20 protein-coding genes are annotated in these 24536 nt (G+C 62.6%); 8 read left to right on the top strand and 12 right to left on the bottom strand.

Annotation, left to right across the window (positions count from 1 at the left end):
- Window positions 1-32 precede the first annotated feature (32 nt).
- Window positions 33-1025, bottom strand: coding sequence for an RgsD C-terminal domain-containing protein (locus NCHU2750_RS09645; protein WP_119940238.1), 993 nt, complete (start codon window positions 1023-1025; stop codon window positions 33-35).
- A 130-nt stretch (window positions 1026-1155) separates the two neighbouring features.
- On the opposite strand from NCHU2750_RS09645, the gene NCHU2750_RS09640 reads away from it, so the two are divergent.
- The 3 genes from NCHU2750_RS09640 (at window position 1156) to NCHU2750_RS09630 (ending at window position 3601) form a co-directional block, all read left to right on the top strand.
- Window positions 1156-1728, top strand: coding sequence for a nitroreductase family protein (locus NCHU2750_RS09640; RefSeq protein WP_119940237.1), 573 nt, complete (start codon window positions 1156-1158; stop codon window positions 1726-1728).
- Between the two features lie 13 nt (window positions 1729-1741).
- Complete coding sequence (locus NCHU2750_RS09635) at window positions 1742-2353, top strand: flavin reductase family protein (protein WP_119940236.1); 612 nt, start codon at window positions 1742-1744, stop codon at window positions 2351-2353.
- 105 nt (window positions 2354-2458) lie between these two features.
- Window positions 2459-3601 (top strand): DUF2336 domain-containing protein, encoded by a 1143-nt coding sequence (locus tag NCHU2750_RS09630; protein ID WP_205583898.1) that lies wholly within the window; start codon window positions 2459-2461, stop codon window positions 3599-3601.
- Window positions 3602-3635: 34 nt separating this feature from the next.
- Here NCHU2750_RS09630 and NCHU2750_RS09625 read toward each other — a convergent pair whose 3' ends face one another.
- Window positions 3636-4163, bottom strand: coding sequence for a hypothetical protein (locus tag NCHU2750_RS09625; RefSeq protein ID WP_119940234.1), 528 nt, complete (start codon window positions 4161-4163; stop codon window positions 3636-3638).
- A gap of 145 nt (window positions 4164-4308) precedes the next feature.
- Window positions 4309-5529 (bottom strand): AI-2E family transporter, encoded by a 1221-nt coding sequence (locus NCHU2750_RS09620; protein WP_119940233.1) that lies wholly within the window; start codon window positions 5527-5529, stop codon window positions 4309-4311.
- Between the two features lie 254 nt (window positions 5530-5783).
- On the opposite strand from NCHU2750_RS09620, the gene NCHU2750_RS09615 reads away from it, so the two are divergent.
- Window positions 5784-8330, top strand: a complete 2547-nt coding sequence (locus NCHU2750_RS09615) for an HWE histidine kinase domain-containing protein (RefSeq protein WP_119940232.1) — start codon at window positions 5784-5786, stop codon at window positions 8328-8330.
- Here the strand turns inward: NCHU2750_RS09615 and pdxY are convergent.
- Both pdxY and parE read right to left on the bottom strand, forming a co-directional pair.
- On the bottom strand, window positions 8327-9175 hold the full coding sequence (gene pdxY / locus NCHU2750_RS09610; RefSeq protein WP_119943168.1) for a pyridoxal kinase PdxY: 849 nt from the start codon (window positions 9173-9175) through the stop codon (window positions 8327-8329). The genes NCHU2750_RS09615 and pdxY overlap by 4 nt on opposite strands.
- Window positions 9176-9254: 79 nt before the next feature.
- Window positions 9255-11345, bottom strand: a complete 2091-nt coding sequence (gene parE / locus NCHU2750_RS09605; RefSeq protein WP_119943166.1) for a DNA topoisomerase IV subunit B — start codon at window positions 11343-11345, stop codon at window positions 9255-9257.
- Between the two features lie 221 nt (window positions 11346-11566).
- Between parE and NCHU2750_RS09600 the strand changes: the two genes are divergently transcribed.
- The 4 genes from NCHU2750_RS09600 (at window position 11567) to pyrG (ending at window position 15783) form a co-directional block, all read left to right on the top strand.
- Window positions 11567-12475 (top strand): alpha/beta fold hydrolase, encoded by a 909-nt coding sequence (locus tag NCHU2750_RS09600; RefSeq protein ID WP_119943164.1) that lies wholly within the window; start codon window positions 11567-11569, stop codon window positions 12473-12475.
- Between the two features lie 246 nt (window positions 12476-12721).
- Window positions 12722-13501, top strand: coding sequence for a triose-phosphate isomerase (gene tpiA, locus NCHU2750_RS09595; protein ID WP_119943162.1), 780 nt, complete (start codon window positions 12722-12724; stop codon window positions 13499-13501).
- An 85-nt stretch (window positions 13502-13586) separates the two neighbouring features.
- On the top strand, window positions 13587-14018 hold the full coding sequence (secG, locus tag NCHU2750_RS09590) for a preprotein translocase subunit SecG (protein WP_119940231.1): 432 nt from the start codon (window positions 13587-13589) through the stop codon (window positions 14016-14018).
- A 136-nt stretch (window positions 14019-14154) separates the two neighbouring features.
- Entirely contained in the window at window positions 14155-15783 is a 1629-nt protein-coding gene (gene pyrG / locus NCHU2750_RS09585) for a CTP synthase (RefSeq protein WP_205583885.1), read from the top strand.
- Between the two features lie 276 nt (window positions 15784-16059).
- Here the strand turns inward: pyrG and NCHU2750_RS09580 are convergent, their stop codons facing one another.
- From NCHU2750_RS09580 to NCHU2750_RS09550, 7 genes are all read right to left on the bottom strand, one after another.
- The gene (locus NCHU2750_RS09580) at window positions 16060-16962 is read right to left on the bottom strand and encodes a 2-dehydropantoate 2-reductase (RefSeq protein ID WP_119940229.1); all 903 of its coding nucleotides are present in this window, start codon (window positions 16960-16962) and stop codon (window positions 16060-16062) included.
- Window positions 16963-17057: 95 nt separating this feature from the next.
- Entirely contained in the window at window positions 17058-18494 is a 1437-nt protein-coding gene (locus NCHU2750_RS09575; protein WP_245480375.1) for a cryptochrome/photolyase family protein, read from the bottom strand.
- A 57-nt stretch (window positions 18495-18551) separates the two neighbouring features.
- A complete protein-coding gene (locus NCHU2750_RS09570; RefSeq protein WP_119940227.1) occupies window positions 18552-19772 on the bottom strand; it encodes a molybdopterin molybdotransferase MoeA in 1221 nt (406 codons plus the stop codon).
- 12 nt (window positions 19773-19784) lie between these two features.
- The gene (gene moaC / locus NCHU2750_RS09565) at window positions 19785-20276 is read right to left on the bottom strand and encodes a cyclic pyranopterin monophosphate synthase MoaC (protein WP_119940226.1); all 492 of its coding nucleotides are present in this window, start codon (window positions 20274-20276) and stop codon (window positions 19785-19787) included.
- Entirely contained in the window at window positions 20276-21106 is an 831-nt protein-coding gene (trpC, locus tag NCHU2750_RS09560) for an indole-3-glycerol phosphate synthase TrpC (RefSeq protein WP_119940225.1), read from the bottom strand. Before trpC ends, moaC begins: the two co-directional genes overlap by 1 nt.
- 3 nt (window positions 21107-21109) lie before the next feature.
- Window positions 21110-22126: an anthranilate phosphoribosyltransferase gene (gene trpD, locus NCHU2750_RS09555; protein ID WP_119940224.1), complete on the bottom strand. Its 1017-nt coding sequence runs from the start codon at window positions 22124-22126 to the stop codon at window positions 21110-21112.
- A 52-nt stretch (window positions 22127-22178) separates the two neighbouring features.
- Window positions 22179-24068: a peptidylprolyl isomerase gene (locus tag NCHU2750_RS09550; protein WP_119940223.1), complete on the bottom strand. Its 1890-nt coding sequence runs from the start codon at window positions 24066-24068 to the stop codon at window positions 22179-22181.
- Window positions 24069-24536 lie beyond the last annotated feature (468 nt).

Below are 24536 nucleotides of genomic sequence, written 5' to 3'. Positions count from 1 at the left end.
ATGGGAGGCCCGGCCTTGAGCTCTCTAGAGGCTCAATCCTGCGATTCGATGATCGCCTGGCGGCCGACACTACGCGGATTGCGCATCAGCACCTCGACATCGGTATTGCGGCCGGCGGCGACGGTGAATTCGCGCTGGTAGACCTTGTCCTTGTTGCGGGCGACGGCGAGGTAGGTGCCTTCGGACAGGACCATGGTGGAAAAGGCGCTGACGCTTTCATTGACCACGTCGCCGGCCTCGGTCAGCACCGACCATGCGGTGTCGGCGATCGCCTCGCCGCCCGGCTGCGAGACGAGTTTCAGGGTGATCTGGGCCGCCTTATGCTGCAGCACCGCCTGGGTGAGCTTGCCGGCCTCCACCTGGATATCGGCACGCACGACGGCATTGACGTCGCCATATTCGGATACGACGTGATAGGTACCGGCGCTCAGCCTGACGATCGTGTTCGGCTTGACATCGGCCATGACGAGCGCCCGGTCGCCGTTTTCGCGCACCTCGGAGGAATAGACCGAAAAGCTCAGCTGGTTGGCCGGAATGCGCTGGTCGGCGCCCGCCACGGCATTGAGCACGAAGCCGCCGGCATCGAGGATCAGCGTCTGTTCGGCAACGGTGCCGTCGCTCGGTACGGTCAGCTTCTTGGTGACGCCGGCACGGCCGAAGGCGACGTTGACGAAATACTCACCCGGTGCGAGCTGGAAATCGGCAGAGCCGCCATTCGAACTTGCCACCAGCGGCAGCTTGCCATCCTCGCCGGCGATCGGGCTGAACACGCGCCAGGCAAGGCCGTCCTGTACCGCATCGCCATCCTTGGTGAGCTTGGCGGCAAAGCGCACATCCTTGGCGATCGCGCCCTGCGGCAGGATCGAGGACGGGGAAAAGGCATTGAGCTTCGGCATCTTCGTCGTGCTGTCGAGCTGCTTGAAGCTCTTGAACGCGTCGCCGTCCTGCGCATGCGCGGCTGCCGTCATCACGACGAACAGCGCCTCTGCGACAAGCAGGAGACGAGCAAGGAAAATGCCTGACATTCGATGACCGGTTGACTCTTGTTTTGCGACTAGCCACTTGAAGCCTATGGTAACGGCATTTTCAAGGCCTCATTCTACCACATCCCCCGCCAGCGCCTCTGGCACGTCCCACTGAATGGAAGTTTCCGAGATGAACAATGACGTAAAGCTGATCGACTACCTGCGCGAACGCCACTCGACGCCTGTCGCCCAGATCAAGGGTCCAGGGCCGGAGGCGGCCGAACTGGAAGAGATCCTGGCGTCTGCCGTGCGCGTGCCCGATCACGGCAAGCTCGCGCCCTGGCGGCTGGTCGTCTATCGCGGCGATGTCTGCGTCTCGCTTGGGGAAACGTTCCTGGAGATCGCTGTGTCTCAAAACCCCGACATGGCGGATGCGGCGAAGGATGCCGAGCGGGCGCGCTTTACCCGCGCTCCGGTCGTCGTCGGCGTGATCAGCACGGCGGCACCGCATGTGAAGATCCCGGAATGGGAACAGGTGCTTTCCGCCGGTGCGGTCTGCCTCAACCTGCTTATGGCCTGCGATGCGCGCGGCTATGTCGCCAACTGGCGGACCGAATGGATCTCCTATGACGACAAGGCGCTCGCCGCACTCGGCGTCAAGGACGGCGAGAAGGTTGCGGGCTTCATCCATATCGGCTCCAGCGATTTCCCGGTGCCGGACCGTCCGCGTCCGCAGCTTTCCGATGTCGTGACCTACGCGTAAGGGCGGCCTCGAGATGTTCTACGCAACGGACAGCAATGCACATGGCATGGCGCATGATCCCTTCAAGGCGATCGTTGCGCCGCGGCCGATCGGCTGGATCGGCACCAAGGGGCGCGACGGGTCGTTGAACCTGTCACCCTATTCCTTCTTCAACATCGTCTGCGACAACCCGAAGATCGTGATGTTCTCGTCTTCGGGCCGCAAGCACAGTTTGAAGAATGCCGAGGAGACCGGGGTCTTTACCGCGAGCCTTGCCAGCCGGCATCTCGGCGACCAGATGAATGCATCCTCGGCGCCGGTGGAGTACGGCGTCGACGAATTCGCGCTTGCCGGGCTCACGCCGAAAATGGGCGAACTCGTCGATGCGCCCTATGTGGGCGAGGCCTATACGGCGCTCGAATGCCGGCTGACGGAGATCATCCAGCCGAAAGGGATTTCCGGCCGGGCTGGGACGCAGTTCATGGTATTCGGCGAGGTGGTCGGCATCCATATCAGCGAGGAGATCATCCGCGACGGGCGAATCGCCATGGAGATCGCCCGGCCGATGGCACGCATGGGTTACATGGATTACGCCGATGGCGGCGTCGATGTGTTCCAGTTGAAGCGGCCGACCGCTGCAAAATAAGGACAATCGGCACGCGGGAATGTCATGGTTAATAAACGTGGTGAACCAATGTTAACCTTTGATCCCTAATATTCCAGAGGTCCGGCACGAAAAGGTGTCGGCCTTATTCCGGGGCAGATCGTGATCATACAGGCATTCCTACGCTGGGCTGAGACGGCAAGAGCTGGTGAACGTGCAAGGGCGGCAACCGCGCTTGCCAAGGCGTTCGTCCAGTCGCAGCTCGGCGACCAGGAACATGGCGCCGCGTTGATGGCGATGACCTATCTGCTCGACGATCCGTCGCCGAAGGTCAGGCTGGCGCTTGCCGAGGCGCTCGCCTCGTCGGCTCAGGCGCCACGCGCCGTCATCATGGCGCTTTGCGAGGATCAGGCGGAAATCGCCTGCACCGTCATCACCTGTTCGCCCGTTCTTCGCGATGCCGATCTGGTCGAGCTTGTCGGGCGCGGCGACGCGTTTACCCGCGGGCTGGTGGCATCGCGCCCCAATCTCGGCTTCAGCGCTGCTGCGGCAATCGCGGAAGTCGGCGAGGGCTGCGATATCCTGCTTCTTCTCGAAAACGAGACGGCCTCGATCAGCCGTATTTCGCTGCGCCGCATGGCCGAGCGTTTCGGTCATCTTCCCGCCGTGCGGCGTCATCTCATCGAGCGTGACGGTCTTCCCTGCGAAGCCCGCCACATGCTGGTTTCGCATGTGGCCTCCGCGCTCGCGGGTTCCGATCTTGTGACCAAGACAATGGGCGCCAAGCGGATCGAGATCATGACGCGCGAGGCGGGAGACGAGGCCGTCGTTGCCATCGCCGCCTCGCTTGCGCAGGGCGAGATACCAGCGCTCGTCGAGCATCTGAGACTATCCGGGCGGCTGACGCCGGCTCTGCTCATCCATGCGCTTTGCAGCGGCAAGGTGGACTTCTTCGCCGCCGCCATCGTCTCGCTTGTCCATCTCGATGAAAGGCGGGTCAGAGCCATTCTCGCCACCGGGCGCACCCATGCGGTCAGGGCGTTGTTCGAGGCGGCGGGGATCGGCAAGGATATCGTGGCGGTGTTCGTCGAGGCGGTGTTCCTGTGGCGACGTGCCTCGGCGACCGGCGGTCTGGAAACCTGCTATTTCGGCTTGCTCGAACTGTTCGACGGTGCGCGGGGTGACGGCGGGCCGGTCTGCGAACTGATCGACATGGTCGATCTTCTTCATCGCGGCGAATTGCGCCGCAATGCCCGGGCCTATGCCCTGGACGTCTCGCTCGTGGCGTAAAGCCTCGTGGCACAAGGGGTACCACGGGGGATGGTCAGCGGTCGAATTTCCGCGCCACCCAGGAATATCCGCCTTCCATCAGCCTGACCGGCTTTGCCATCAGCGTCTTGATGCCTTCGGTGGTCGGCAGCACGGTCTTGACGCGCTGGATGGCGCGCCCTGCAAGGCTTTGCTTTTCTTCCTCCGTCACCGGGTCGGCCTGTTCCGAATCAAGGGCTTGTGCAGCAGAGGCCTGTTCCGTCGTTTGCGGTGCTGCCGGTGGCTGTATCGCTGCGGGTGCTTGGGCCGTCGCCTTGACGTCTGCGGCAACGGGTGGCTTCGGGCTGGCCGGGCGGTTGGTGGGCAGAGGCGCGGTTTCCGGAATGCCTGCCACAGCCGGATCCTGGCATACAGCGATCAGCACCGGATAGGGCTGGTTGGCATAGGCCGGCAGGTGGTCCTCGGAGACGGCGTTGCACATTTCGATGTTTGGCCAGCGCTCCTGGGCGGTGGCGATGTAATGGCAATCGGTGCCGGCATCGTTGCAGCCGAGAATGGTCATCACCACGATGGCAGGGTTCATGTCGATCTCCGGTCGGTTCGCCGCTTCGGCCTCACTCGCGTGAGTTTTATCGCGAAGATCATGGCCCGATGAAGGCGCCGGCGGCGTGGCCGGAAATCACCGGAAGCCGCCGGCTGGTGTCCGAGCGGCGGCCGACCGGTTTTTGTCAGGGATTGGCGGCCTTGCGGGCGGCAGGTCGCTCGTCTTCGGCCGGTGCCGGATCGGCCAGAGGGTCGCCGCTGGCAGACGGCTCGGGCTCGGCGATATCGGCGATCTTGATCTCGCGGATCCATTCGCGCCAGATAGATACCATCAGCGCCATCAGCACGGGCCCGATGAACAGGCCGAGGAAGCCCATGGTCTTGACGCCGCCGACCAGGCCGAAAAAGGTCGGCAGGAAGGGAAGCTTGATCGGGCCGCCGACGAGGCGCGGCCTCAGCGTCTTGTCGACGATGAAGAGTTCGATACTGCCCCAGGCAAGCAGGCCGATACCGGAAATGTAGGAACCGTTGGCAACGAGATAGGCCGAGACCAGCGTGAAGGAGAGCGGCGCTCCGCCGGGAATGAGGGCCATGACGCCGGTCAACACGCCGAAGGTGACGGGCGAGGGGACGCCGGCGATCCAGTAGGCGATGCCGAGCACGATGCCCTCGCCGATGGCGATCAGCGTCATGCCGGTGACCGTGGAGCTGATCGTGGCCGGCACGACGCGGGAAATTCTCTCCCAGCGGGTCGGAAAGATGCGCTCGCCGAGAAGGTCGATCTGGCCGGCGAAGGAGGCGCCGTCGCGATAGACGAAGAACAGGGCGATCAGCATGAAAAGCAGCGTCAGGACGATGTGGAAGGCGCTGTTGCTGGCGGCGAGAATGGCGTGATAGATCGCGCCGATATTGGCGCCGCTGATCAGCTGGACCACTTCACCGACCGAGCCGGGCGAACCGATATGGCGCGTCCACTGGATGCCGAGCCATTCGCCAACGAAGGGCAGGCCGGTGATCCAGAGCGGCGGCGGGGCGCCGTTGCGGTTGACGTCGATCGCCCAGCGGAACCATTCAGCCACTTCACGCGCCGCATAGGTGGCGCCGATCGAGACGGGCACGACGATGAACAGGACGATGAAGATGATGGCGAGCGTGGCGCCGACCGTGGTGTTGCCGCCGACGCGGGCGAGCAGACGGCGATAGAGCGGCCAGCTGGCAAAGCCGATGACGAGTGCGGCAAGGACGGGAACAAGGAAGCCGTAGAAGAAATACACGGCGGCGGCAGCAACGATGATCAGAAGCCAACGGGCGGCCGAAATCGGCGAGATCAGCGCGACCCTGTTCGGGGAGACCGGGCCGAGCCAGCGGGGTTCGCTGCTGCCTTTGCGATTGCTACTGCGGTTCACTGCACATTCCTGTTTCTCGCTCGCCCCAATATGGCCAGCGCATGTCGTGAAAACAAGCTTCGCATCGATTCCTTAAGACGGCACTTCATTACTTGCGGTAACGCCTGGATGCGATAGAAATATGAAATTGCCATTTGGCAATGCCGCACCATTTATCACGGGCATGTTTTAAACATCTTGCGGGCCTTTGCACGGCAGGCGGGAAAATAAGCTCTGTGTGCCATCGGCAAGGCAGTGGCTTCAAGGAAAGATTGATGCGTCAGACTGAAGCGGTCAACCTCACGAACTGTGACCGCGAGCCTATTCACATACCCGGATCGATCCAGCCCCACGGCTGCATGATCGTCTGCGACGGTGCTGGCGGCGTGATCCTGCAGCAGTCCGCCAATCTGGCCGAAATGCTCGGATTGCCGGGCGATATCCTCGGCCGGCGGCTCGAGGAAGTGCTGGGTGGCGAAGTTGCCCATACGCTGCGCAATGCGCTTGCCACCTCCGACGATCCGGCGCGGCCGGCTTTGCGGCACGGGCTGAAACTGCCCTCGGGCAGGTCCTTCGACGTCTCTCTGCATCGCAACGACACCAAGGTGATCCTGGAGTTCGAACCGGCGGCAGGCGATACGGACCAGCCGCTGGAAGTCGCCCGCATGCTGGTGAGCCGCATCCGCAATGTCACGAGCCTCGACCGACTGGTGCAGAGCGCCACGCGGCTGATGTTTGCCATGCTCGGCTATGACCGCGTGATGGTCTACCGGTTCGAGCAGGACGGTTCGGGCAAGGTGATCAGCGAATACAAGCGTCGTGATCTCGAAAGCTTTCGCGGCCAGTATTTCCCGGCGGGTGATATCCCGGCGCAGGCGCGCAGCCTCTATATCAAGAACACGATCCGGGTGATCTGCGATGCCGACTACCAGCGGGTGCCCGTGGTTCCCGAACTCGATGGCGACAACCAGCCGCTCGATCTTTCCTATGCGCATCTGAGAAGCGTTTCGCCGATCCATTGCGAATATCTGCGCAACATGGGTGTCGCCGCCTCGATGTCGATCTCGATCGTGCTCGATGGCGAACTCTGGGGGCTGATCGCCTGCCATCACTATTCGCCCAAGATCCTGTCCATGCCGCAGCGGGTGGCGGCGGAAACATTCGGCGAATTCTTCTCGCTGCATCTTTCGGCGCTGAGGCAGAAGGAGCTGCACGAGACGGCCAGGCAGGCTCGCCGTTCGCTCGACAGGTTCCTGCAGGAGGCTTCGCACCATCGGGATATCAGCGCGCTGCTGCGCAGTTCGCTCGAGGATTTCTCGGTGATGATGCCCTGCGACGGTGTCGGCCTGTGGCTCGACGGCGCCTGGACCAGCCAGGGAACGACGCCGGCTCCGACGCTGATCGGCGAACTTGCCGAGGCGGTCGGCCATGCATCGACCGGCAAGGTCTGGTCGACTTTCCAGCTGTCGCAATCCCTGCCGCAAACGGCGATTTCGCCGGATGATGCCTGCGGGGTGATGGCGATCCCGCTGTCGCAGCGGCCGCGCGATTACCTGTTCTTCTTCCGCAAGGAGGTGGTGCAGACGCTCGACTGGGCCGGCAATCCGGACAAGTCCTACACGACCGGGCCGATGGGCGACCGGCTGACGCCGCGCAAAAGCTTTGCCATCTGGAAGGAAGAGGTGCGGCTGCAGGCCCAGCCCTGGACCGATTCCGACCGCGAGACAGCTGAGGCCATTCGTGCCGTGCTGGTGGAGATCGTGCTTCACCATAACGAGATGCTGGCCGACGAGCGCGGCAAGGCGGATGTGCGCCAGCGGATGCTCAACGAGGAACTGAACCACCGGGTCAAGAACATCCTGTCGATCATCAAGGCGCTGGTCGGCCATCCAGTCGAAAGCGGACGCAGCCTCAGCGACTATGTCGGTTCGCTGAAGGGGCGCATCCAGGCGCTGGCGTTTGCCCATGACCAGGTGGTGCGCGGCGGCGACGGCGGATCTCTGCTCGATCTGCTGGAGGCCGAATTGCAGCCCTATATGGAAGGGACGCGGTCGGTGGTGCTCGACGGGCCGCGGGTGTGGCTCGACAGCCGCGCCTTTTCCGTCATGGCGCTGGTGCTGCACGAGATGTCGACCAATGCGGCGAAATACGGTTCGCTCTCGGTGCCCGGCGGCAGGCTCGATGTCCGCTGGCAGGTGACGGCTTCGGGCGGTTGCGAGATCGACTGGACCGAAACCGGCGGCCCGCGCGCCACGGCGCCGAGCCGCAGCGGCTTCGGCAGCGTGCTGATCGGGCGCAGCATCCCTTACGAACTCGATGGCGAGGCGGAAGTTGAGTATCCGCATACGGGCGTGCGCGCCCGCTTCGTCGTGCCGGCGAAGCATCTGCATGCCGACGAGGAGGCCAATGATGTGCGGTTTGGCGAGGCGGATGCCAAAGCCACGGAAAGCGTGTCTGCGCCGAGCCTGAGCGAGATGGAATTCCTGCTGGTCGAGGACCAGATGCTGATTGCGGCAGATGTCGAGGCGATGCTTGCCGAACACGGGATCACGAAGGTGACGACTGCGCCTTCGGTCGCCGAAGCGCTGCGGCGGCTTAAGGGATTTTCGCCCGATGTGGCTATCCTCGATGTTAACCTCGGATCCGGCACGTCGCTGCCGATCGCCGAGGAACTGGCGCGCCGCAACGTGCCCTTCGTCTTCGCCACCGGCTATAGCGACCGGTCGATCATCCCGCCGCATCTCTCTGCGCCGATCGTGCGCAAGCCCTATGAGGCGGCGGCGCTGATCGCCGCCGTCACCAGCCTGTTCGAGGGGCGCTAGAGTCGTGTGACGGAAAGCGGCGCAGGATGGGCGAAATCATCCTGTGCGGCGATCATGTGAAGCTCGCGGCGCCCGGCCTGGCGCGTCTTTTCGAACAGCGCGAAAATGCTGGAGGCGGTTTTCGACAGCGCCTCGTCGAGCGTCGCCCCCGACAGGATATGGCCGAGGAACAGCGCCGAGGTGCAGTCGCCGGCACCGTTCGGGGCGGGATCGAGCGGTAGGCGGGGCGTCGTCGCGAGAAACTGTTCGCCGGATTTCGACGAGGCCAGCATCTGGATCTCGTCGTCGCGGGTGCCGTCATGGATCAGCGAGGTCAGGAGCACGATCTCCGGTCCCGTCTCGTGGATCATCCGACAGGCCTTGACGGCATCATCCAGCGTCAGGATCTGGCGGCCGGCGAGATATTCGAGCTCGAACTGGTTCGGCGTGATGATCGAAGCGCGGGCCAGCGCCTTCTGGCGGAAATAATCGGGAATGCCGGGACGAACGAAGAAGCCGCGGCCGACATCGCCCATGACCGGATCGCAGAGCCAGCGGATATGCTTCGGCAGCCGGTCGAGAAGTTGCAAGATGATATCGCCGATCGCCGGGTCACCGAGATAACCGGTCAAAAGCGCATCCATCTTTTCCAGCGCCCCGAGGCTTTCGAGCCCGTCGAGAATGCTCTCGATATGGGCGGCGGAAAATACCTCGCCGGTCCATTTCAGATAACCGGTATGGTTGGAAAACTGCACCGTGTTGATGACGGTGACCTCATGGCCGAGGCGCTGCAGCGGCAGCGTTGCGGCGCGATTACCGACATAACCGTAGGCAACATGGGACTGGATGGAGAGGATCTGCTTCATGGCTGTTGCACGCTTCGTTCCGAATACCAACTGGTCTTCGCGTGAAGCATGCAACCTCATGCCATGCAACGTTTTTTGATCAGATATCGAGATTTTCCGCGAAGGCGGCGCGTTCCTGGATGAAACGGAAGCGCGCGTCGGCCTTGGTGCCCATCAGATTGTCGACCGCCTCGCGGGTGCCTTCGAAATCCACCTCGTCGATGCCGACCCGAAGAAGCGTGCGCTTTTCCGGATCCATGGTGGTTTCCTTGAGCTGCGCCGCCATCATTTCGCCGAGACCTTTGAAGCGGCCGATCTCGACCTTCTTGCCCTTGAACACCGTTTCCATCAGTTCGGCGCGGTGGGCGTCGTCGCGGGCATAGACGGTCTTGCCGCCCTGACGGATGACATAGAGCGGCGGCACGGCGAGATAGAGATGGTTGCCGCGGATCAGTTCCGGCATTTCCTGATAGAAGAAGGTGATCAGCAGCGAGGCGATATGGGCGCCGTCGACGTCGGCATCGGTCATGATGATGATGCGTTCGTAGCGGAGGTCTTCCTCGCGGTATTTCGACCGGGTGCCGCAGCCGAGTGCCTGGACGAGGTCGGCGATCTGCTGGTTGGCGGAAAGCTTTTCGCGGCTTGCCGATCCGACATTGAGGATTTTGCCGCGGAGCGGAAGGATGGCCTGGTTGGTGCGGTTGCGGCCCTGCTTGGCCGAGCCACCTGCCGAATCACCCTCGACGATGAAGAGTTCCGCGCCCTCCGCGGTATTCTGCGAGCAATCGGCAAGCTTGCCGGGCAGGCGCAGCTTGCGCACCGCCGTCTTGCGGTTGACTTCCTTTTCCTTGCGGCGGCGAAGGCGCTCCTCGGCGCGTTCGATCACCCAGTCGAGCAGCTTTGCCGCCTCGCTCGGATTGCCGGCAAGATACTGGTCAAATGGGTCGCGCAGCGCGTTTTCGACGATGCGCTGGGCCTCGACGGTGGCGAGCTTGTCCTTGGTCTGGCCGACGAATTCCGGCTCGCGGATGAAGACCGAGAGCATGCCGACGGCGGAGATCATCACGTCGTCGGTGGTGATTTCCTTGGCGCGCTTGTTCTGCGTCAGTTCGGCATAGTTCTTCAGGCCCTTGGTCAGCGCGATGCGCAGGCCGGCCTCGTGGGTGCCGCCTTCCTGGGTCGGAATGGTATTGCAATAGGAATGGACCTGCGGATCGCCGCCATACCAGGTGATCGCCCATTCGAGCGCCCCGTGGCCGCCGGTCTTTTCCGTCTTGCCGGCAAAGATCTCGCGGGTGACGGTGAATTCCTTGCCGAGCGTTGCCGCCAGATAGTCCTTCAAGCCGCCGGGGAAGTGGAAGACCGCCTTTTCCGGGATCTCGCTGCCTTCCGGCAAGACGCCCGGATCGCAGCTCCAGCGGATTTCGACGCCGCCGAAGAGATAGGCCTTGGAGCGGGCCATGCGGAAGATGCGGCCGGCATCGAACCTGGCATTGTCGCCGAAGATCTGCGCGTCGGGATGGAATCGGACGCGGGTGCCGCGGCGATTATGGACGTCGCCGAGCTCCTGCAGGCCACCCTGCGGAATGCCGCGGGAAAAGGTCTGGCGGTAGAGCTTGCGATTGCGCGCGACCTCGACTTCGAGAATGTCCGACAGCGCGTTGACGACCGAGATGCCGACGCCGTGCAGGCCGCCCGACGTCTCATAGGCCTTGCCGTCGAACTTGCCGCCGGCATGCAGCTTGGTCATGATCACTTCGAGCGTCGACTTGCCTGGCACCTGCGGATGGTTTTCCACAGGAATACCGCGGCCGTTATCGGTGACCGTCAGGCAGCCTTCGAGATCGAGATGGACCTCGATGAAATTGGCGTGGCCCGCAACCGCCTCGTCCATCGAGTTATCGATGACTTCGGCAAATAGGTGGTGCAGCGCCTTCTCGTCGGTGCCGCCGATATACATGCCGGGACGCATGCGGACCGGTTCGAGGCCTTCGAGAACGCGGATCGAGGAGGCGCCGTAATCATCGCCACCGGCGGTGACCGGTGCGGCCGGCGGGGCAGGGCGGGCCGGGGACGGCTGGGCGGGTGCCGCTGCAGGAGCCGCGGCGGGCTCTACTGCTGCCGGCTTTGCGTTGACCGGTTGGGCATTTGCCGCAAGATCGCCGAAAAGGTCGTTGCTGTTATCGTCCATCTGGTCTTTCGCTGCTGCCTGCCGAGGTGCCGAAGAGGAAGCCATGCCCATCTCAATGCTGTTTCGAATCACTTGCGATTTTGCCAAAAGATCGGCTTTTCCGCGATGCCGACAGCAAATCACCACGCTGAGACATGCTGATCCGACCTGTCATTGGCAAGCATAGAGAGTGCAGGAACGCCGTGAAATCCCCTATGTCCACAGTTCATTTCATTTTTGGCATGGTTCTTGCGACCTCGACCCTGGTGGATTGCGGAGCAGCGCTGGCCCAGCAGACCGCCGCGCAGGTGTCTCCGCAAGCATCCCAGCCGGGTCCGATCCCGCCCTTCAAGGATGATCTGTTCTCGCGCCAGACGGTGCTGCAATCGGCCGATGGCGGGGCCTACAAGGTCATCGACTATCAGGAAATGCGCGACATCAACCAGCGCGACCAGGAGCCCGAACACCGGGTGAAAAGCGCCTATGTGGACCTCTCCGTACGCCGCGTGCAGGAGGACGAGACGCTGGCGCTCGGGGAGCACCCAGGGGAGCATAAGGTGGACGTGACGCGGGTCGGACCGCAGGCGGGAGAACGGTTTGCGGTGATCTTCATCCATGGTCGCGGCGGCGACCGTCGACTCGGCGCCAACGACTACATGTTCGGCGGCAATTTCAACCGGCTGAAAAATCTCACGGCCCGCAATGGCGGCACCTATTATTCCGTCAGCGTGAAATCCTTCGACGAGGCAGGCGCTGCGGATGTCGAGGCGCTGGTGCGCTATGCCTTCGAGCAGGCGGCCGGGCAGCCGGTTATTCTCGCCTGTGCGTCGATGGGCGGCATCATCTGCCAGAACGTGGTGCGCGACAAGGAGACGGTGCGCTATCTCGGCGGCATGGTGCTGCTCGGCGGCCCGCCCGATCCCGGACTTTCGACGACGCCCTTTGCCAAGCTGAAGCTGCCGCTCTATTTTGCCCATGGCAGTTCCGACAGCGTCTACAAGGCCGAAGAGCAGATCAAGGTTTACCGGGGATTGCAGGCGGCAGGGTATCCGACGCGCTTCACTTTGTTTGAGACGGGAAGCCATGGAACGCCGATCCGCATGGTCGATTGGCGCGAGGTGCTCAATTTCGTGTTAATATCGCAAAAATAAGCGGTATGCGGACTTAAATCGATATGTATGACGGCTGAACCGATTGAATTTGGCAATTGTCTCCTAAATTTATAATCCTGGCTCTCCCGCGCGGGTGAGGCGCAGGCTTCTTGTCGAAGCAAGCTCTTGAATAAAAGTCATTTTTCGGCGTACGAAGGAATGCCTGTATAACCGGATACCGGGATCATACACGCAGGAATTGCGATTTTTCCGAAAAGTCGTGACACAGAGAGGATGCAACTGCCGATGAGCCCAGATGTCCGACCGCTGATCGCAGGAAACTGGAAGATGAATGGCACGCGCCAGTCGCTCGGCGAGATCAAGGCCATGGCGGAAGGGGTGATGGGGCCATTGTCGGATCGCGTCGATGCGCTGATCTGCCCGCCGGCGACGCTTCTCTATGTTGCGACCGCGCTCTGCACCGACAGCCCGCTGATGGTCGGTGCGCAGGATTGCCATCGCAACGTCTCCGGCCCGCATACGGGCGATATTTCGGCGGAGATGATTGCCGACTGCTTCGGCACCCATGTCATTCTCGGCCATTCGGAGCGGCGGACCGATCATGGCGAGACCGACCATATCGTTCGCGACAAGGCTGCCGCTGCCTATCAGGCGGAACTGACAGCGATCATCTGCGTCGGTGAAACGGAAGATGAGCGCGACAGCTATTCGACGCTCGACGTGTTGCGGCGCCAATTGCGCGGATCGGTCCCGGATGGTGCGACCGCCGATAACACGGTGATTGCCTACGAACCGGTCTGGGCGATCGGCTCGGGCGTGACACCGACCGCGGAAGACATCGATGTCGCCCATTCCTTCATGCGCTCCGAACTGGTGCGACGCTTTGGCGACGAGGGCCGGCACATGCGGCTTCTCTATGGCGGATCGGTAAAGCCCGCCAATGCGGAAAAGCTTATGAGCATTGCCAATGTCGACGGCGCGCTGGTCGGCGGTGCGAGCTTGAAAGCCGACGACTTCCTCGCCATCTATTCGGTCTATGAGGGGCTGATCGCGGAAACCTTGTAATCAAGGCTTGGAAAGCGTGATGGCCTCATGTAAAGAGCCGCCAAACTCTTTCTGATGCTCCGGTGATGGGGCAGGGACCCGATACATGCAGACCGTTTTGATTGTCATCCATCTCATGATCGTGCTCGCGCTTGTCGGCGTGGTGCTTATCCAGCGCTCCGAAGGCGGCGGGCTCGGCATCGGCGGCGGTTCCGGCTTCATGTCGGCACGCGGCACGGCCAACGCCCTGACGCGCACCACGGCCATTCTTGCCGCACTGTTCTTCATCACCTCGCTCGGTCTCGGCCTTCTCAGCCGCTACCAGAGCCAGCCGACGGACATCCTGAATCGCATTCCGCAGAGCCAGCAGGGTACCGGCAACGGCATTCTCGACCAGCTCGGCCCGGCTCCGGCTCAGGCCCCTGCCCAGACGTCGGGCCAGGCAGCTCCGGCACCTGCTGGTCAAGCACCTGCCGCTCAAGCACCTGCTGCTCCGGCCGCCCCCGCGGCGCCGTCGAACGGCGTTCCGAACAACTAAGGTTCGGATCTCGATTGCAATCTCCGGCAGGCCAAAAGCCTGCCGGTTTTCTTTTGTGAAGATTCCACAGCCGTTTTAGCGAATGGCGAAATTTCTGCTGGCGGAATCGTGTGTGAAAAGGTAACCGGTGACTCCCATGGCGCGATATGTATTCATCACAGGCGGCGTGGTTTCTTCCCTCGGGAAGGGAATTGCGGCCGCGGCCCTCGGAGCTTTGCTCCAGGCGAGGGGTTACCGGGTTCGGCTGCGGAAGCTCGATCCTTATCTCAACGTTGATCCGGGCACGATGAGCCCGACCCAGCACGGCGAAGTCTTCGTTACCGACGACGGCGCCGAGACGGATCTCGATCTCGGTCACTACGAGCGCTTTACCGGGCGTTCGGCGACCAAGACCGACAACATCACCACCGGCCGGATCTACAAGAACATCATCGACAAGGAACGCCGTGGTGATTACCTCGGCGCCACCGTGCAGGTCATTCCGCACGTGACGAACGAGATCAAGGATTTCGTCACCGAAGGCAACGAGGACTACGACTTCGTTCTGTGCGAAATCGGCGGTACCGTGGGCGATATCGAGGCGATGCCGTTCATGGAGGCGATCCGCCAGCTCGGCAACGATCTGCCGCGCGGCACTGCGGTCTACGTTCACCTGACGCTGATGCCCTACATTCCGGCTGCCGGCGAATTGAAGACCAAGCCGACGCAGCATTCGGTGAAGGAACTGCAGGCGCTCGGCATTCATCCCGACATCCTGCTGGTGCGCGCCGACCGGGAAATCCCGGAAGCGGAGCGCCGCAAGCTTTCGCTGTTCTGCAACGTGCGTCCGTCCGCCGTCATCCAGGCGCTCGACGTCGCCAATATCTATGACGTGCCGATCGCCTATCACAAGGAAGGCCTCGACAACGAGGTTCTGGCCGCCTTCGGCATCGAGCCGGCGCCGAAGCCGCGTCTCGACCAGTGGGAAGAGGTCTGCAACCGTATCCGCACGCCGGAAGGCGAAGTGACGATTGCGATCGTCGGCAAGTATACGGGCCTGAAAGACGCCTACAAGTCGCTGATCGAGGCGCTGCATCACGGCGGCATCGCCAATCGCGTCAAGGTCAAGCTCGAATGGATCGAATCGGAAGTCTTCGAAAAGGAAGACCCGACGCCTTACCTCGAAAAGGTCCATGGCATTCTGGTTCCGGGCGGTTTCGGCGAGCGCGGTTCGGAAGGCAAGATCCTGGCGGCGCAGTTTGCCCGCGAGCGCAAGGTGCCGTATTTCGGCATCTGCTTCGGCATGCAGATGGCGGTCGTGGAAGCTGCCCGGCATCTCGCCGGTGTAGAGCATGCCTCGTCGACGGAATTTGGCCCGACCAAGGAGCCGGTCGTCGGTCTGATGACCGAATGGGTGAAGGGCAATGCGCTCGAAAAACGTGCGGCCGCCGGAGACCTTGGTGGTACGATGCGCCTCGGCGCCTATCAGGCGGCGCTGAAGAAGGATACCAAGATCGCTGAGATCTATGGTTCCACCGATATTTCCGAGCGCCACCGCCACCGCTATGAAGTCAATATCGACTACAAGGACAAGCTGGAAAGCTGCGGCCTGGTATTCTCCGGCATGTCGCCGGACGGCGTTCTGCCGGAAACGGTCGAATATCCGGACCATCCGTGGTTCATCGGCGTTCAGTACCATCCGGAACTGAAGAGCCGCCCACTCGACCCGCATCCGCTCTTCGCAAGCTTCGTCGAAGCGGCACTGGAACAGAGCCGGCTGGTTTAAGACCTAAAATGAAAGACCCGGCTTCGGCCGGTTTTTTTCGTTGAGGCGGTTATATCTCTCCCTCATTCCTGTGCTTGTCACAGGAATCCAGCTACGGCGCGTCTGCGCCGTGAAAAGAGTCTTTCCGCCCAAGGACTTGGGCTACTGGATTCCTGTGACAGGCACAGGAATGAGGGAGAATGTTATTGCCGGTGGTGGCCAAAGCAAACTCCGACATTGCGGACAGTGCTTTATCTGAAATCTGGCCCGGCTTCGGCCGGGTTTTTTATTGGGATCTCAGTTGCCCGCATTGGCATCGCTGACGGCCTTGAGCAGGGTGAGCATCGTCAGATTCAGTGGCACCGCGATGCCGTGACGGCGGGCTGCTTCGACGACGGCGCCGTTGAGGGCTTCTATTTCCAGCGGGCGGCCGGCGAGGCAGTCGAAATACATGGATGTGCCGGCTTCCGGCGGATAGTTGAGAAACAGGGCCATGATCGTCTCGGCCTCGTTCTCGTTGAGATCGGCGCCCTCGGCACGGCCGACTGCGACCGCTTCCTTCAGGATGGCAAGCGACAGGTCCTGTATGTCTTTGCGGTGGAAGATGCCGAGGCGCTGGCGGGTCAGCGCGGTGATCGGATTGGCGATGACATTGATCAGCAGCTTGCGCCACTGATAGGTGACGAATTGCTCGCTTGAGCCGACATCGATCGGGGTGCCCTTGAAGAGTGCTGCGAATCGCTCGGCCAGCGGGCCTTGCGGCACCAGAAGGTCGTGGCCGCGGATATGGCGCAGGCGCACATGGTCATGCGCCAGCCGCTCGCCATTGTAATAGACGATCGCCGGCAGCACCGCCGCGCCATTGGCAAAGGGCGCCACGCGCTCTTGATGGCCGATACCGTTCTGCAGCACGGCGACCGTCGTTTCCGGCGTGCAGAGATTGGCAAGCCAGGGGGCTGCAGAGGCGCTGTCCTGCGCCTTGGTGCAGAGGATCACCCAATCGACCGGCTCGGCGTGATGCGGCTCTATCAGGGTCCTCAGCGGTATGTGGGTGCGGTCGTTCTCGTGGTCGAAGGTCAGCGTTTCGATCGGCCGGCGGGCGCAGGCGGTAACGTCGTTTTCCGGCGACAGGCTGAGGCAGGCCGCCGCGACGCCGCCGATACCACCCAGTCCGACGACTGCAATTTTTCTGCCGGCCATGATCTTCCTCCCGTTCAGGAGAGGAAGATTAGCGGCTGAGGTAGAGAATGAAAACGTCAGCGGCAGTCACGCCGGTACGATGTTGAGCCGTCGCTTCAGTCCTTCAGCGCCTTGTAGGCGGCTAACGCCCGGTCGCGGGCAAAGCCGTGATCGATGATCGGCTTCGGGTAGGTCCGCCCAAGTTCGATCCCGGCCTTTTCCAGTACATGGGCGGGGGCATCGAAGGGCTTGTGGATGTATTTCTTCTCCAGCCTTGCCAGTTCCGGCACATGTTCGCGGACGTAATCTCCGTCCGGATCGAATTTCTCGCCCTGCAGCACCGGATTGAAGATGCGGAAGAAGGGCGAGGCATCGGCGCCGGAGCCGGCCACCCATTGCCAGTTGGCCGGATTGTTGGCCGGGCAGGCATCGACCAGCGTATCGCGGAACCATTGTTCGCCCTTTCGCCAGTCGATCATCAGGTCCTTGATCAGGAAGGAGGCGGTGATCATGCGGACGCGATTGTGCATGAAGCCGTATCTCCACAATTGCCGCATGCCGGCATCAACGATCGGATATCCGGTCATCCCCTTCGTCCAGGCACGGAATTCCCTGGCATCGTATTGCCATTCGAAGGGGTCGAATTTCTCGTCCCAGTTCTCGCGGTCGAGTGCCGGGAATTCGATCAGCAGGCTGTGGCAGAAATCGCGCCAGGCGAGTTCGCGGCGGAAATGCGAGACGTCTTCGGACGCCTTTTTCGGCATTCCGCGCACCGCATGCCAGACGCGCGCCGGCGAAATCTCGCCCATGGCGAGATGGGGGGAAAGGTTCGATGTGGCATCCACCGAGGGCAGGTCGCGGCCGCGCTTGTAGTCGTGCAATTCTCGGTCGACGAGCTCCTCGAGTTTCTGCAATGCGCCGGCCTCGCCGGGTGTCCACATGTTCGAGAAGTCCTTTGCCCAGTCCGGCGACTTCGGCAGGAGATCCCAGCCGTCGAGGTTTTCCGAGCGGGGAAAGTGGTCGGGTGCCGGTATGGCGGAGGGCGCATCGACCGGCTCATGCGGCTCATGGAGCTTCTGCATGGCGTTCCAGAAGGGCGTGAACACCTTGAAGGCGTTGCCGGAGCCGGTGCGGATCGTCCTCGGGTCGTGCAGCAGCTGGACGTGAAAGGCGCGGATGGCGATGCCCTTCTCCTTCAACGCCAGGGCAATCTCGCGGTCGATGTCGTTGCGCTCATAGGCGCGGTTGACATAGACGGTGCGGGCGCCGGTCCTTTTCGCGACATCTGCCAGAATGTCTTCCGCCTTGCCGGACAGGAGAACAAGGTCACTGCCCAGAGACTTGAGGGCGTTTTTTAATGCGTGAAGCGAATGATGCAGCCACCATTCCTGAGCGCCGCCGAGCGGGCCGACATTCAGTTCGTCGGGCTCGTTTACATAGACGGGAATGACAGGGCCGCCTCCATCGAGCGCTGCATGCAGGGCCGCATTGTCGTCGAGGCGCAGGTCCTTGCGAAACCAGAGGATCGCGGGGGCAGGTGACGGGTCGGACACGGGGGCTCTCCGTTTGGGCATTGATGCCCAAGGCTACGGATCAGGCTGCCATCCGGATCAGTCAAAAGGGCGGATCAGCAGGATTTTGCAGGGCGAGCCGGCAGCAAGTTCCGGTGCATGCGGGGCGCGCACGATCAGGCCATCGGCATGGGCGAAAATCTTCATCATCGACGAATCCTGCTTGGCATTGGCATCGGCGACGAGATTGCCGTCAGTGTCGCGGGTGATCCTGGAGCGCAGGTAATCCTGCCGCTGGTCGTTGGGCGCCAGTGTGCGGGCGGTGATGCCGTCCACCTCGCGTCGGCGCTCCGGCAGGCCGGCGAGACGGCGCAGCAGCGGTTCGACGAAGAGCATGCCGGTGACCATGCTGGCCACCGGGTTTCCAGGCAGGCCCAGCACATGCATGTCACCCAGAGAGCCCACCATCAGCGGCTTGCCGGGGCGCATGGCGATACGCCAGAAATCGAGTTCCATGCCGACGGATTTCAGCGTCGACTGGACAAGATCGTGGTCGCCGACCGAAGCGCCGCCGAGGGTGACGAGAATATCGGCATGGGCGTCGCGGGCGCGCTTTATCGCAGCCTCGATCGCATCGACCCGATCGGGGGCGACGCCGAGATCGAGAACCTCGCCGCCATTGTCGCGGACAAGCGCTGCGACGCCGAACGTGTTGGAGGCGATGATCTGGTCGGGCGCCGGATTGCCGCCCGGCTGGACCAGTTCGTCGCCGGTGGCAAGGATGGCGACTTTGGGCCGGCGCAGCACGGGAAGCGTCGGATGGTTCATCGCGGCGGCGACGGTCAGGTGCGAGAAGTCGATCAGCGTGCCCGCCTTCAGCACGATCTCGCCTTTGGCGAAATCCTGGCCGCGGGGGCGGATGTGGCGGCCGCGAGTGACAGCGAACGTGGTGCGGATGCGATCGCCATCGAGCCTTTCGGCATCCTCCTGGATGAGGATCGTGTCGGCACCTTCCGGCACCGGGGCACCGGTGAAGATGCGCACCGCCTGTCCGCGTTCCAGCCTGCCGTCGAAGGCATGGCCGGCGGCGGCACTGCCGACGACATCGAGTTCGGAACCGACCTCAGGCGCATCGGCGGCGGCCAATGCGTAACCGTCCATGGCCGAGGCATCGAAGGGGGGCTGGGTGAGATTTGCGGCAATGTCCGACGCAAGAATGCGGCCGGCAGCCTCACCGAGCGGAACATGTTCGACATCGGTCAGAGGAACGGCGCGGGACAGCAGGCGGGCCTTGGCGTCGGAAAGAGGCAGAAGCGCCATGATGCAATCTCCTCAGGCATCCGCCTGGTAGTGACCGGACTTGCCGCCGGTCTTTTCGATCAGCCTGATGCCGCCGATTTCCATGGCCTTGTCGGCGGCCTTGGCCATGTCATAGATCGTCAGGCAACATACGGAGACGGCGGTCAGCGCCTCCATCTCGACACCGGTCTTGCCGGTTAGCTTCGCCGTGGCGCTGACGCGCAGGCCGGGAAGCGATGCGTCCTCGGTAATATCGACCGAAACCTTGGTCAGCATCAGCGGATGGCAGAGAGGAATAAGGTCTGAGGTCTTCTTGGCGGCCATGATGCCGGCAAGCCTTGCCGTGCCGATGACGTCGCCCTTCTTGGCATTGCCCTCAAGGATCAGCGCCAGCGTCTCCGGCTTCATGCGCACGAAACCCTCGGCGGTGGCCGAACGGCTGGTTTCCGCCTTGTCGCCGACATCGACCATATGGGCCTCGCCGGCCTGATCGATATGGGTGAGACCTTCGTGCGGCTTCGACATCACTCGGCCGCCAGCGTTTCTGCCTTACCGGTCAGGAGCAACCGCGTGGCGGCAGCGACGTCTTCCTCGCGCATCAGGCTTTCGCCGACGAGGAAGGTGCTGATGTCGACCTTCTTCAGGCGCTGGCAATCCTCATGGGTGAAGATGCCGCTCTCGCCGACCAGAAGATACTCTTTATCGTCGGCAGAGGCCGGGACCATGGAGGCCAGACGTTCGCTGTTGGCGAGATCGACGTCGAAGGTTCTCAGATTGCGATTGTTGACGCCGAGAAGCGGCGAGGGCAGTTTCAGCGCCCGTTCCATCTCTTCCTCGTCATGTACCTCGATCAGGCTGTCCATGCCGAGTTCGGCGGCCGTCTCGTAGAGCGACAGGGCCTCGTCATCGGACAGCGAGGCCATGATGATCAGGATGCAGTCGGCGCCCCAGGCGCGGGCTTCATAGACCTGATAGGGCTCGAACATGAAATCCTTGCGCAGGGCCGGCAGGGCGCAGGCGGCGCGGGCCTGGACGAGGAATTCCGGCGCGCCCTGGAAGCTCGGCTTGTCGGTGAGGACGGAGAGACAGGCGGCACCGCCGGCCTCGTAGGCGGCGGCCAGCGCCGGCGGATCGAAATCCGGGCGGATGAGGCCCTTGGACGGGCTTGCCTTCTTGATCTCGGCGATCAGGCCGAATTCGCCGGCCTGCTTCTTCCTGCGCAGGGCATTGAGGAAGCCGCGCGGCGCGGATTGGTCGGCCGCACGCGCCTTCAGCTCTTCGACCGAGACGGATGCCTTGGCGGCGGCGATTTCCTCGCGCTTGTAGGCTTCGATCTTCTTCAGGATATCGGCCATAGATCAGTCCCTTTCGTTGGAAACCGCAACGAGACGGTCGAGTGCTGCCGCTGCCTTGCCCTCGTCGAGCGAGGCGGTAGCAAGCGACATGCCGTCCTTCAGTGTTTCTGCCTTGCCGGCAACAACCAGGGCTGCGGCCGCATTGCAGAGTGAAATGTCGCGATAGGCATTCTTCGCACCGCCAAGCACCGCGCGCAATGCCGCGGCATTATAGGCGCCGTCGCCGCCCTTGAGGTCGGCAAGCGTTGCCGGTGCCACGCCGAAATCTGAAGGCTTCAGTTCGAAGGACCGGATCTTGCCGTCTTCCAGTGCGACGACCTTTGTCGTGCCGGTGGTGGTGATCTCGTCGAGGCCTTCGCCATGGACGACCCAGACCGTCTCGGAGCCCATTTCGCGCAGCGTTTCGGCGATCGGCATCAGCCATTGCGGCGAGTAGACGCCGAGCAACTGACGCTTGGCGCCGGCCGGGTTCGACAGCGGGCCGAGCAGGTTGAAGATGGTGCGGGTGCCAAGCTCGACGCGGCTCGGGCCGACATGGCGCATGGCCGCGTGGTGCATGGAGGCGAACATGAAGCCGATACCGGCCTCGCGGATGCAGCGGGCGATGAGGTCGGGAGCGATATCCAGATTGACGCCGAGCGACGACAGGGCATCGGCCGTGCCGGATTTGGAGCTCAGCGCGCGATTGCCGTGCTTGGCGACCGAGACACCGGCGCCGGCCGCAATCAGCGATGCGAGCGTCGAGATGTTGTAGGTGCCGGCGCCGTCGCCACCGGTACCGACGATATCGACGGCATCGGCGGGCGCCTCGACCCGCAGCATCTTTGCCCGCATGGTGGAAACGGCACCGGTCATTTCCGCCACCGTTTCGCCCCTGACCCGCAATGCCATCAGGAAGCCACCGATCTGCGAGGGGGTCGCTTCGCCCGACATCAGGATGCCGAAGGCGTCATGCGCCTCTTCGCGACTGAGGGACTGGCCGTTGGCGACCTTGGCGAGGAATGGCTTCAAGTCGGGCATTGCGCGGGATCCGTTTTCTGTGCTGGCCCGTCTTGGGCTGGATCGTCTTGTCTTACCGGATTGACGAGGTCGACTGCTCCACCGCCGCCTGGTTGACGGAGACGCCGTAGCGCTGCTTCAGGCTATTGACCATCTGGTCGAGCATGTCGTCGCCAGCTGCTCCTGCCAGTTGCTGCAATTGCTGGTCGTTGGCAAGCGCGTCGGTCGGAGACTGGTCGACGGAGGTAACCTTCATCAGCAGACGGCTTTCGCGGTCGGCAGCAATCGCGGTGCCTGTCGTGTCGACCGGGCCGGAAAAGGCAACGGCAATCGCTTCCTGGCCGAAGATCGGATCTTCGGCATTGCGGTGCAGGCCGGTCTTGGTTTCGACCGCAATCCCCAGTTCACCGGCGATGGTGGCAAGCGTGTCGCCCTTGTCGAGGCGGGCCTTCAACTCGTTCGCCTTGGCGGTCAGCGCTTCGCGCTGCTGTTCGGCGGTCCAGTCGGCGACGACCTTGTCATGCACCTCGTCCAGCTTGCGGTCACGCTCGGGGGTGACGTTGCGGACTTCGAACCAGACATAGCCGCTATTGCCGAGATCGACGGGAATGGTGTCCTGGCCAGGCTCGGCGCGGAAGACTTCCATCAGCAGGTTGCTCGCTGCCGGCAGGCCGGTGACCGGCTGGTCCTGTTCGTTCTGGCCGGAGGCGTCGGCGGTAACGGTGACGAGCTTCAGGTTGGTCTGCTTGGCGGCGTCGTCCAGCGTTGCGCCACCGTTGCGCAGGTCCTCGAACTTGTCATGGACGCTGGCAATCTCACGCGAGGCGGCGGCGACCGCCATCTTCTTGCGCAGCTCGTCCTTGACCTCATCGAAGGAACGGGTCGATTCGGGGCGGATATTGCTGACGCGCAGGATGACCGGGCCGAACGTGCCCTGGACGACGGGCGTGGTGCCGCCATTGGCCGAGACCTTGAAGGCTGCATCGGCAAGCTTCTGGTCCGGCACGGTTGCCTTGGTGAAATCGCCGAGCAGCACGTCGGTCGGGGTCTTGCCCTGGTCCTTGATGATCTGGTCGAAGGTGGTGTTGCCTTCGCGCAGCTGGCCTGCCGCGGCATCCGCCATTTCCTTGTTGGGGAAGGTCAGCTGCTCGATCGTGCGGGTTTCCTCGGTCTTGTAGCTGTCCTTTTGCTTGTCGTATTCGGCGCGCAGCTCGTCATCGGTGATCGACGACGCGTCGGCGATATCGGACGGCTCGAGCTTCACATAGGCGAAGCTGCGGTATTCCGGGGCGCGGTACTTGGTCTTGTTCTTGTCGAACCAGGCGGACAGCACGTCATCGGCAGGGGCCTTGACCGGATCGATATTGGCGTTGGACAGAAGCAGATAATCGACCGTGCGGCCTTCGTCGCGATACTGCTTGAGGGCGTCGACCAGAACCTGCGGCGGCTTGAAGCCATCGGAGACGGCCTCGACGATCTGGCTGCGGGTGGCGACCTTGCTGCGCTCGGCGATATAGTCGTTTTCGCGCAGGCCGGCATTGCGCAGGCGCGAGGTGAAGAGGTTGCGGTCGAACTGGCCGTTGACACCCTTGAAGGCAGGGTCCTCGGCGATGAGGTTGGCGAGCTTGTCTTCGGACAGCGCCAGATGCATGTCCTTGGCCAACTGGTCGAGGGCTGCGCCTGCGGCAAGCTGGGTCAGGACTTCGTTGTCGATGCCGAAGGAACGTGCCTGCTGCGGTGTCAGCTGGGTGCCGAACTGGCGGCTCAGATTGGCGATCTGGCGCTGATAGGCAAGCCGGAACTGATCGGCGGAGATCTCCTGGTCGCCGACGGTCATGACCGTGCTGGAGGTCGACGTCATCAGCGACTGGGATATGCCCCAGATTGCAAAGGACGCAACGAGGAGCAGAAGCAGAGACTTCGCGACCCAGGAGCGGGCTGCGTTTCTGAGAGAATCAAGCATCGATCAACATACCTAGAGACAGTTCGCCCACCGGTTCCGGCGGATGGAGCACTGTCTCTAGAACAATCTTGCGCGGAATAGAAGGCGTGCGAGATGAAAAGGAAGAGAGCGGACAAAACGCCTGCGTGACGATGGGTCGACAACTGATGATTGATGCCGGACGTGCTGCGTGCGAAGGGCAATCGGCTTTGCCCATGCGGGCGTGGCCGGCATGGTTTTGAGAAGGGAATGGGGCAGGCAGTGGTATAGGGGTATAAGGTAGAGTGTGGTCTCCCTGCCCCGGCCGCTTCATCCGATCCTGCGAGACGTGTCAGTTCCCGTTCGACCGCATTTCACCGACCATCACCGGAAACCGAATTCTTCGAACCCGAGGAGGAGGCCGGTTCGCGAACCCGGTTTCCATCCGATGACGATCAGATTGTGGTGCAGCCGGGCGGGGCGGGGACGAAAGGCGAGACGATTTTCGGG

It is taken from the genome of Neorhizobium sp. NCHU2750 (assembly GCF_003597675.1).
Lineage (GTDB): Bacteria > Pseudomonadota > Alphaproteobacteria > Rhizobiales > Rhizobiaceae > Neorhizobium.
Note: the sequence above shows the minus strand (reverse complement) of the source record. Positions and strands in the feature narration are given on the sequence as shown.

Excerpts from the sequence above, each read along its gene's own strand:
- moaC (WP_119940226.1), bottom strand. The coding sequence starts at position 20,276 with ATGTCGAAGCCGCACGAAGGTCTCACCCATATCGATCAGGCCGGCGAG.
- NCHU2750_RS09635 (WP_119940236.1), top strand. The coding sequence starts at position 1,742 with ATGTTCTACGCAACGGACAGCAATGCACATGGCATGGCGCATGATCCC.
- NCHU2750_RS09625 (WP_119940234.1), bottom strand. The coding sequence starts at position 4,163 with ATGAACCCTGCCATCGTGGTGATGACCATTCTCGGCTGCAACGATGCC.
- NCHU2750_RS09640 (WP_119940237.1), top strand. The coding sequence starts at position 1,156 with ATGAACAATGACGTAAAGCTGATCGACTACCTGCGCGAACGCCACTCG.
- NCHU2750_RS09600 (WP_119943164.1), top strand. The coding sequence starts at position 11,567 with ATGGTTCTTGCGACCTCGACCCTGGTGGATTGCGGAGCAGCGCTGGCC.
- pyrG (WP_205583885.1), top strand. The coding sequence starts at position 14,155 with ATGGCGCGATATGTATTCATCACAGGCGGCGTGGTTTCTTCCCTCGGG.
- tpiA (WP_119943162.1), top strand. The coding sequence starts at position 12,722 with ATGAGCCCAGATGTCCGACCGCTGATCGCAGGAAACTGGAAGATGAAT.
- NCHU2750_RS09580 (WP_119940229.1), bottom strand. The coding sequence starts at position 16,962 with ATGGCCGGCAGAAAAATTGCAGTCGTCGGACTGGGTGGTATCGGCGGC.
- pdxY (WP_119943168.1), bottom strand. The coding sequence starts at position 9,175 with ATGAAGCAGATCCTCTCCATCCAGTCCCATGTTGCCTACGGTTATGTC.
- trpC (WP_119940225.1), bottom strand. The coding sequence starts at position 21,106 with ATGGCCGATATCCTGAAGAAGATCGAAGCCTACAAGCGCGAGGAAATC.
- trpD (WP_119940224.1), bottom strand. The coding sequence starts at position 22,126 with ATGCCCGACTTGAAGCCATTCCTCGCCAAGGTCGCCAACGGCCAGTCC.
- NCHU2750_RS09570 (WP_119940227.1), bottom strand. The coding sequence starts at position 19,772 with ATGGCGCTTCTGCCTCTTTCCGACGCCAAGGCCCGCCTGCTGTCCCGC.
- NCHU2750_RS09550 (WP_119940223.1), bottom strand. The coding sequence starts at position 24,068 with ATGCTTGATTCTCTCAGAAACGCAGCCCGCTCCTGGGTCGCGAAGTCT.
- parE (WP_119943166.1), bottom strand. The coding sequence starts at position 11,345 with ATGGACGATAACAGCAACGACCTTTTCGGCGATCTTGCGGCAAATGCC.
- secG (WP_119940231.1), top strand. The coding sequence starts at position 13,587 with ATGCAGACCGTTTTGATTGTCATCCATCTCATGATCGTGCTCGCGCTT.
- NCHU2750_RS09645 (WP_119940238.1), bottom strand. The coding sequence starts at position 1,025 with ATGTCAGGCATTTTCCTTGCTCGTCTCCTGCTTGTCGCAGAGGCGCTG.
- NCHU2750_RS09615 (WP_119940232.1), top strand. The coding sequence starts at position 5,784 with ATGCGTCAGACTGAAGCGGTCAACCTCACGAACTGTGACCGCGAGCCT.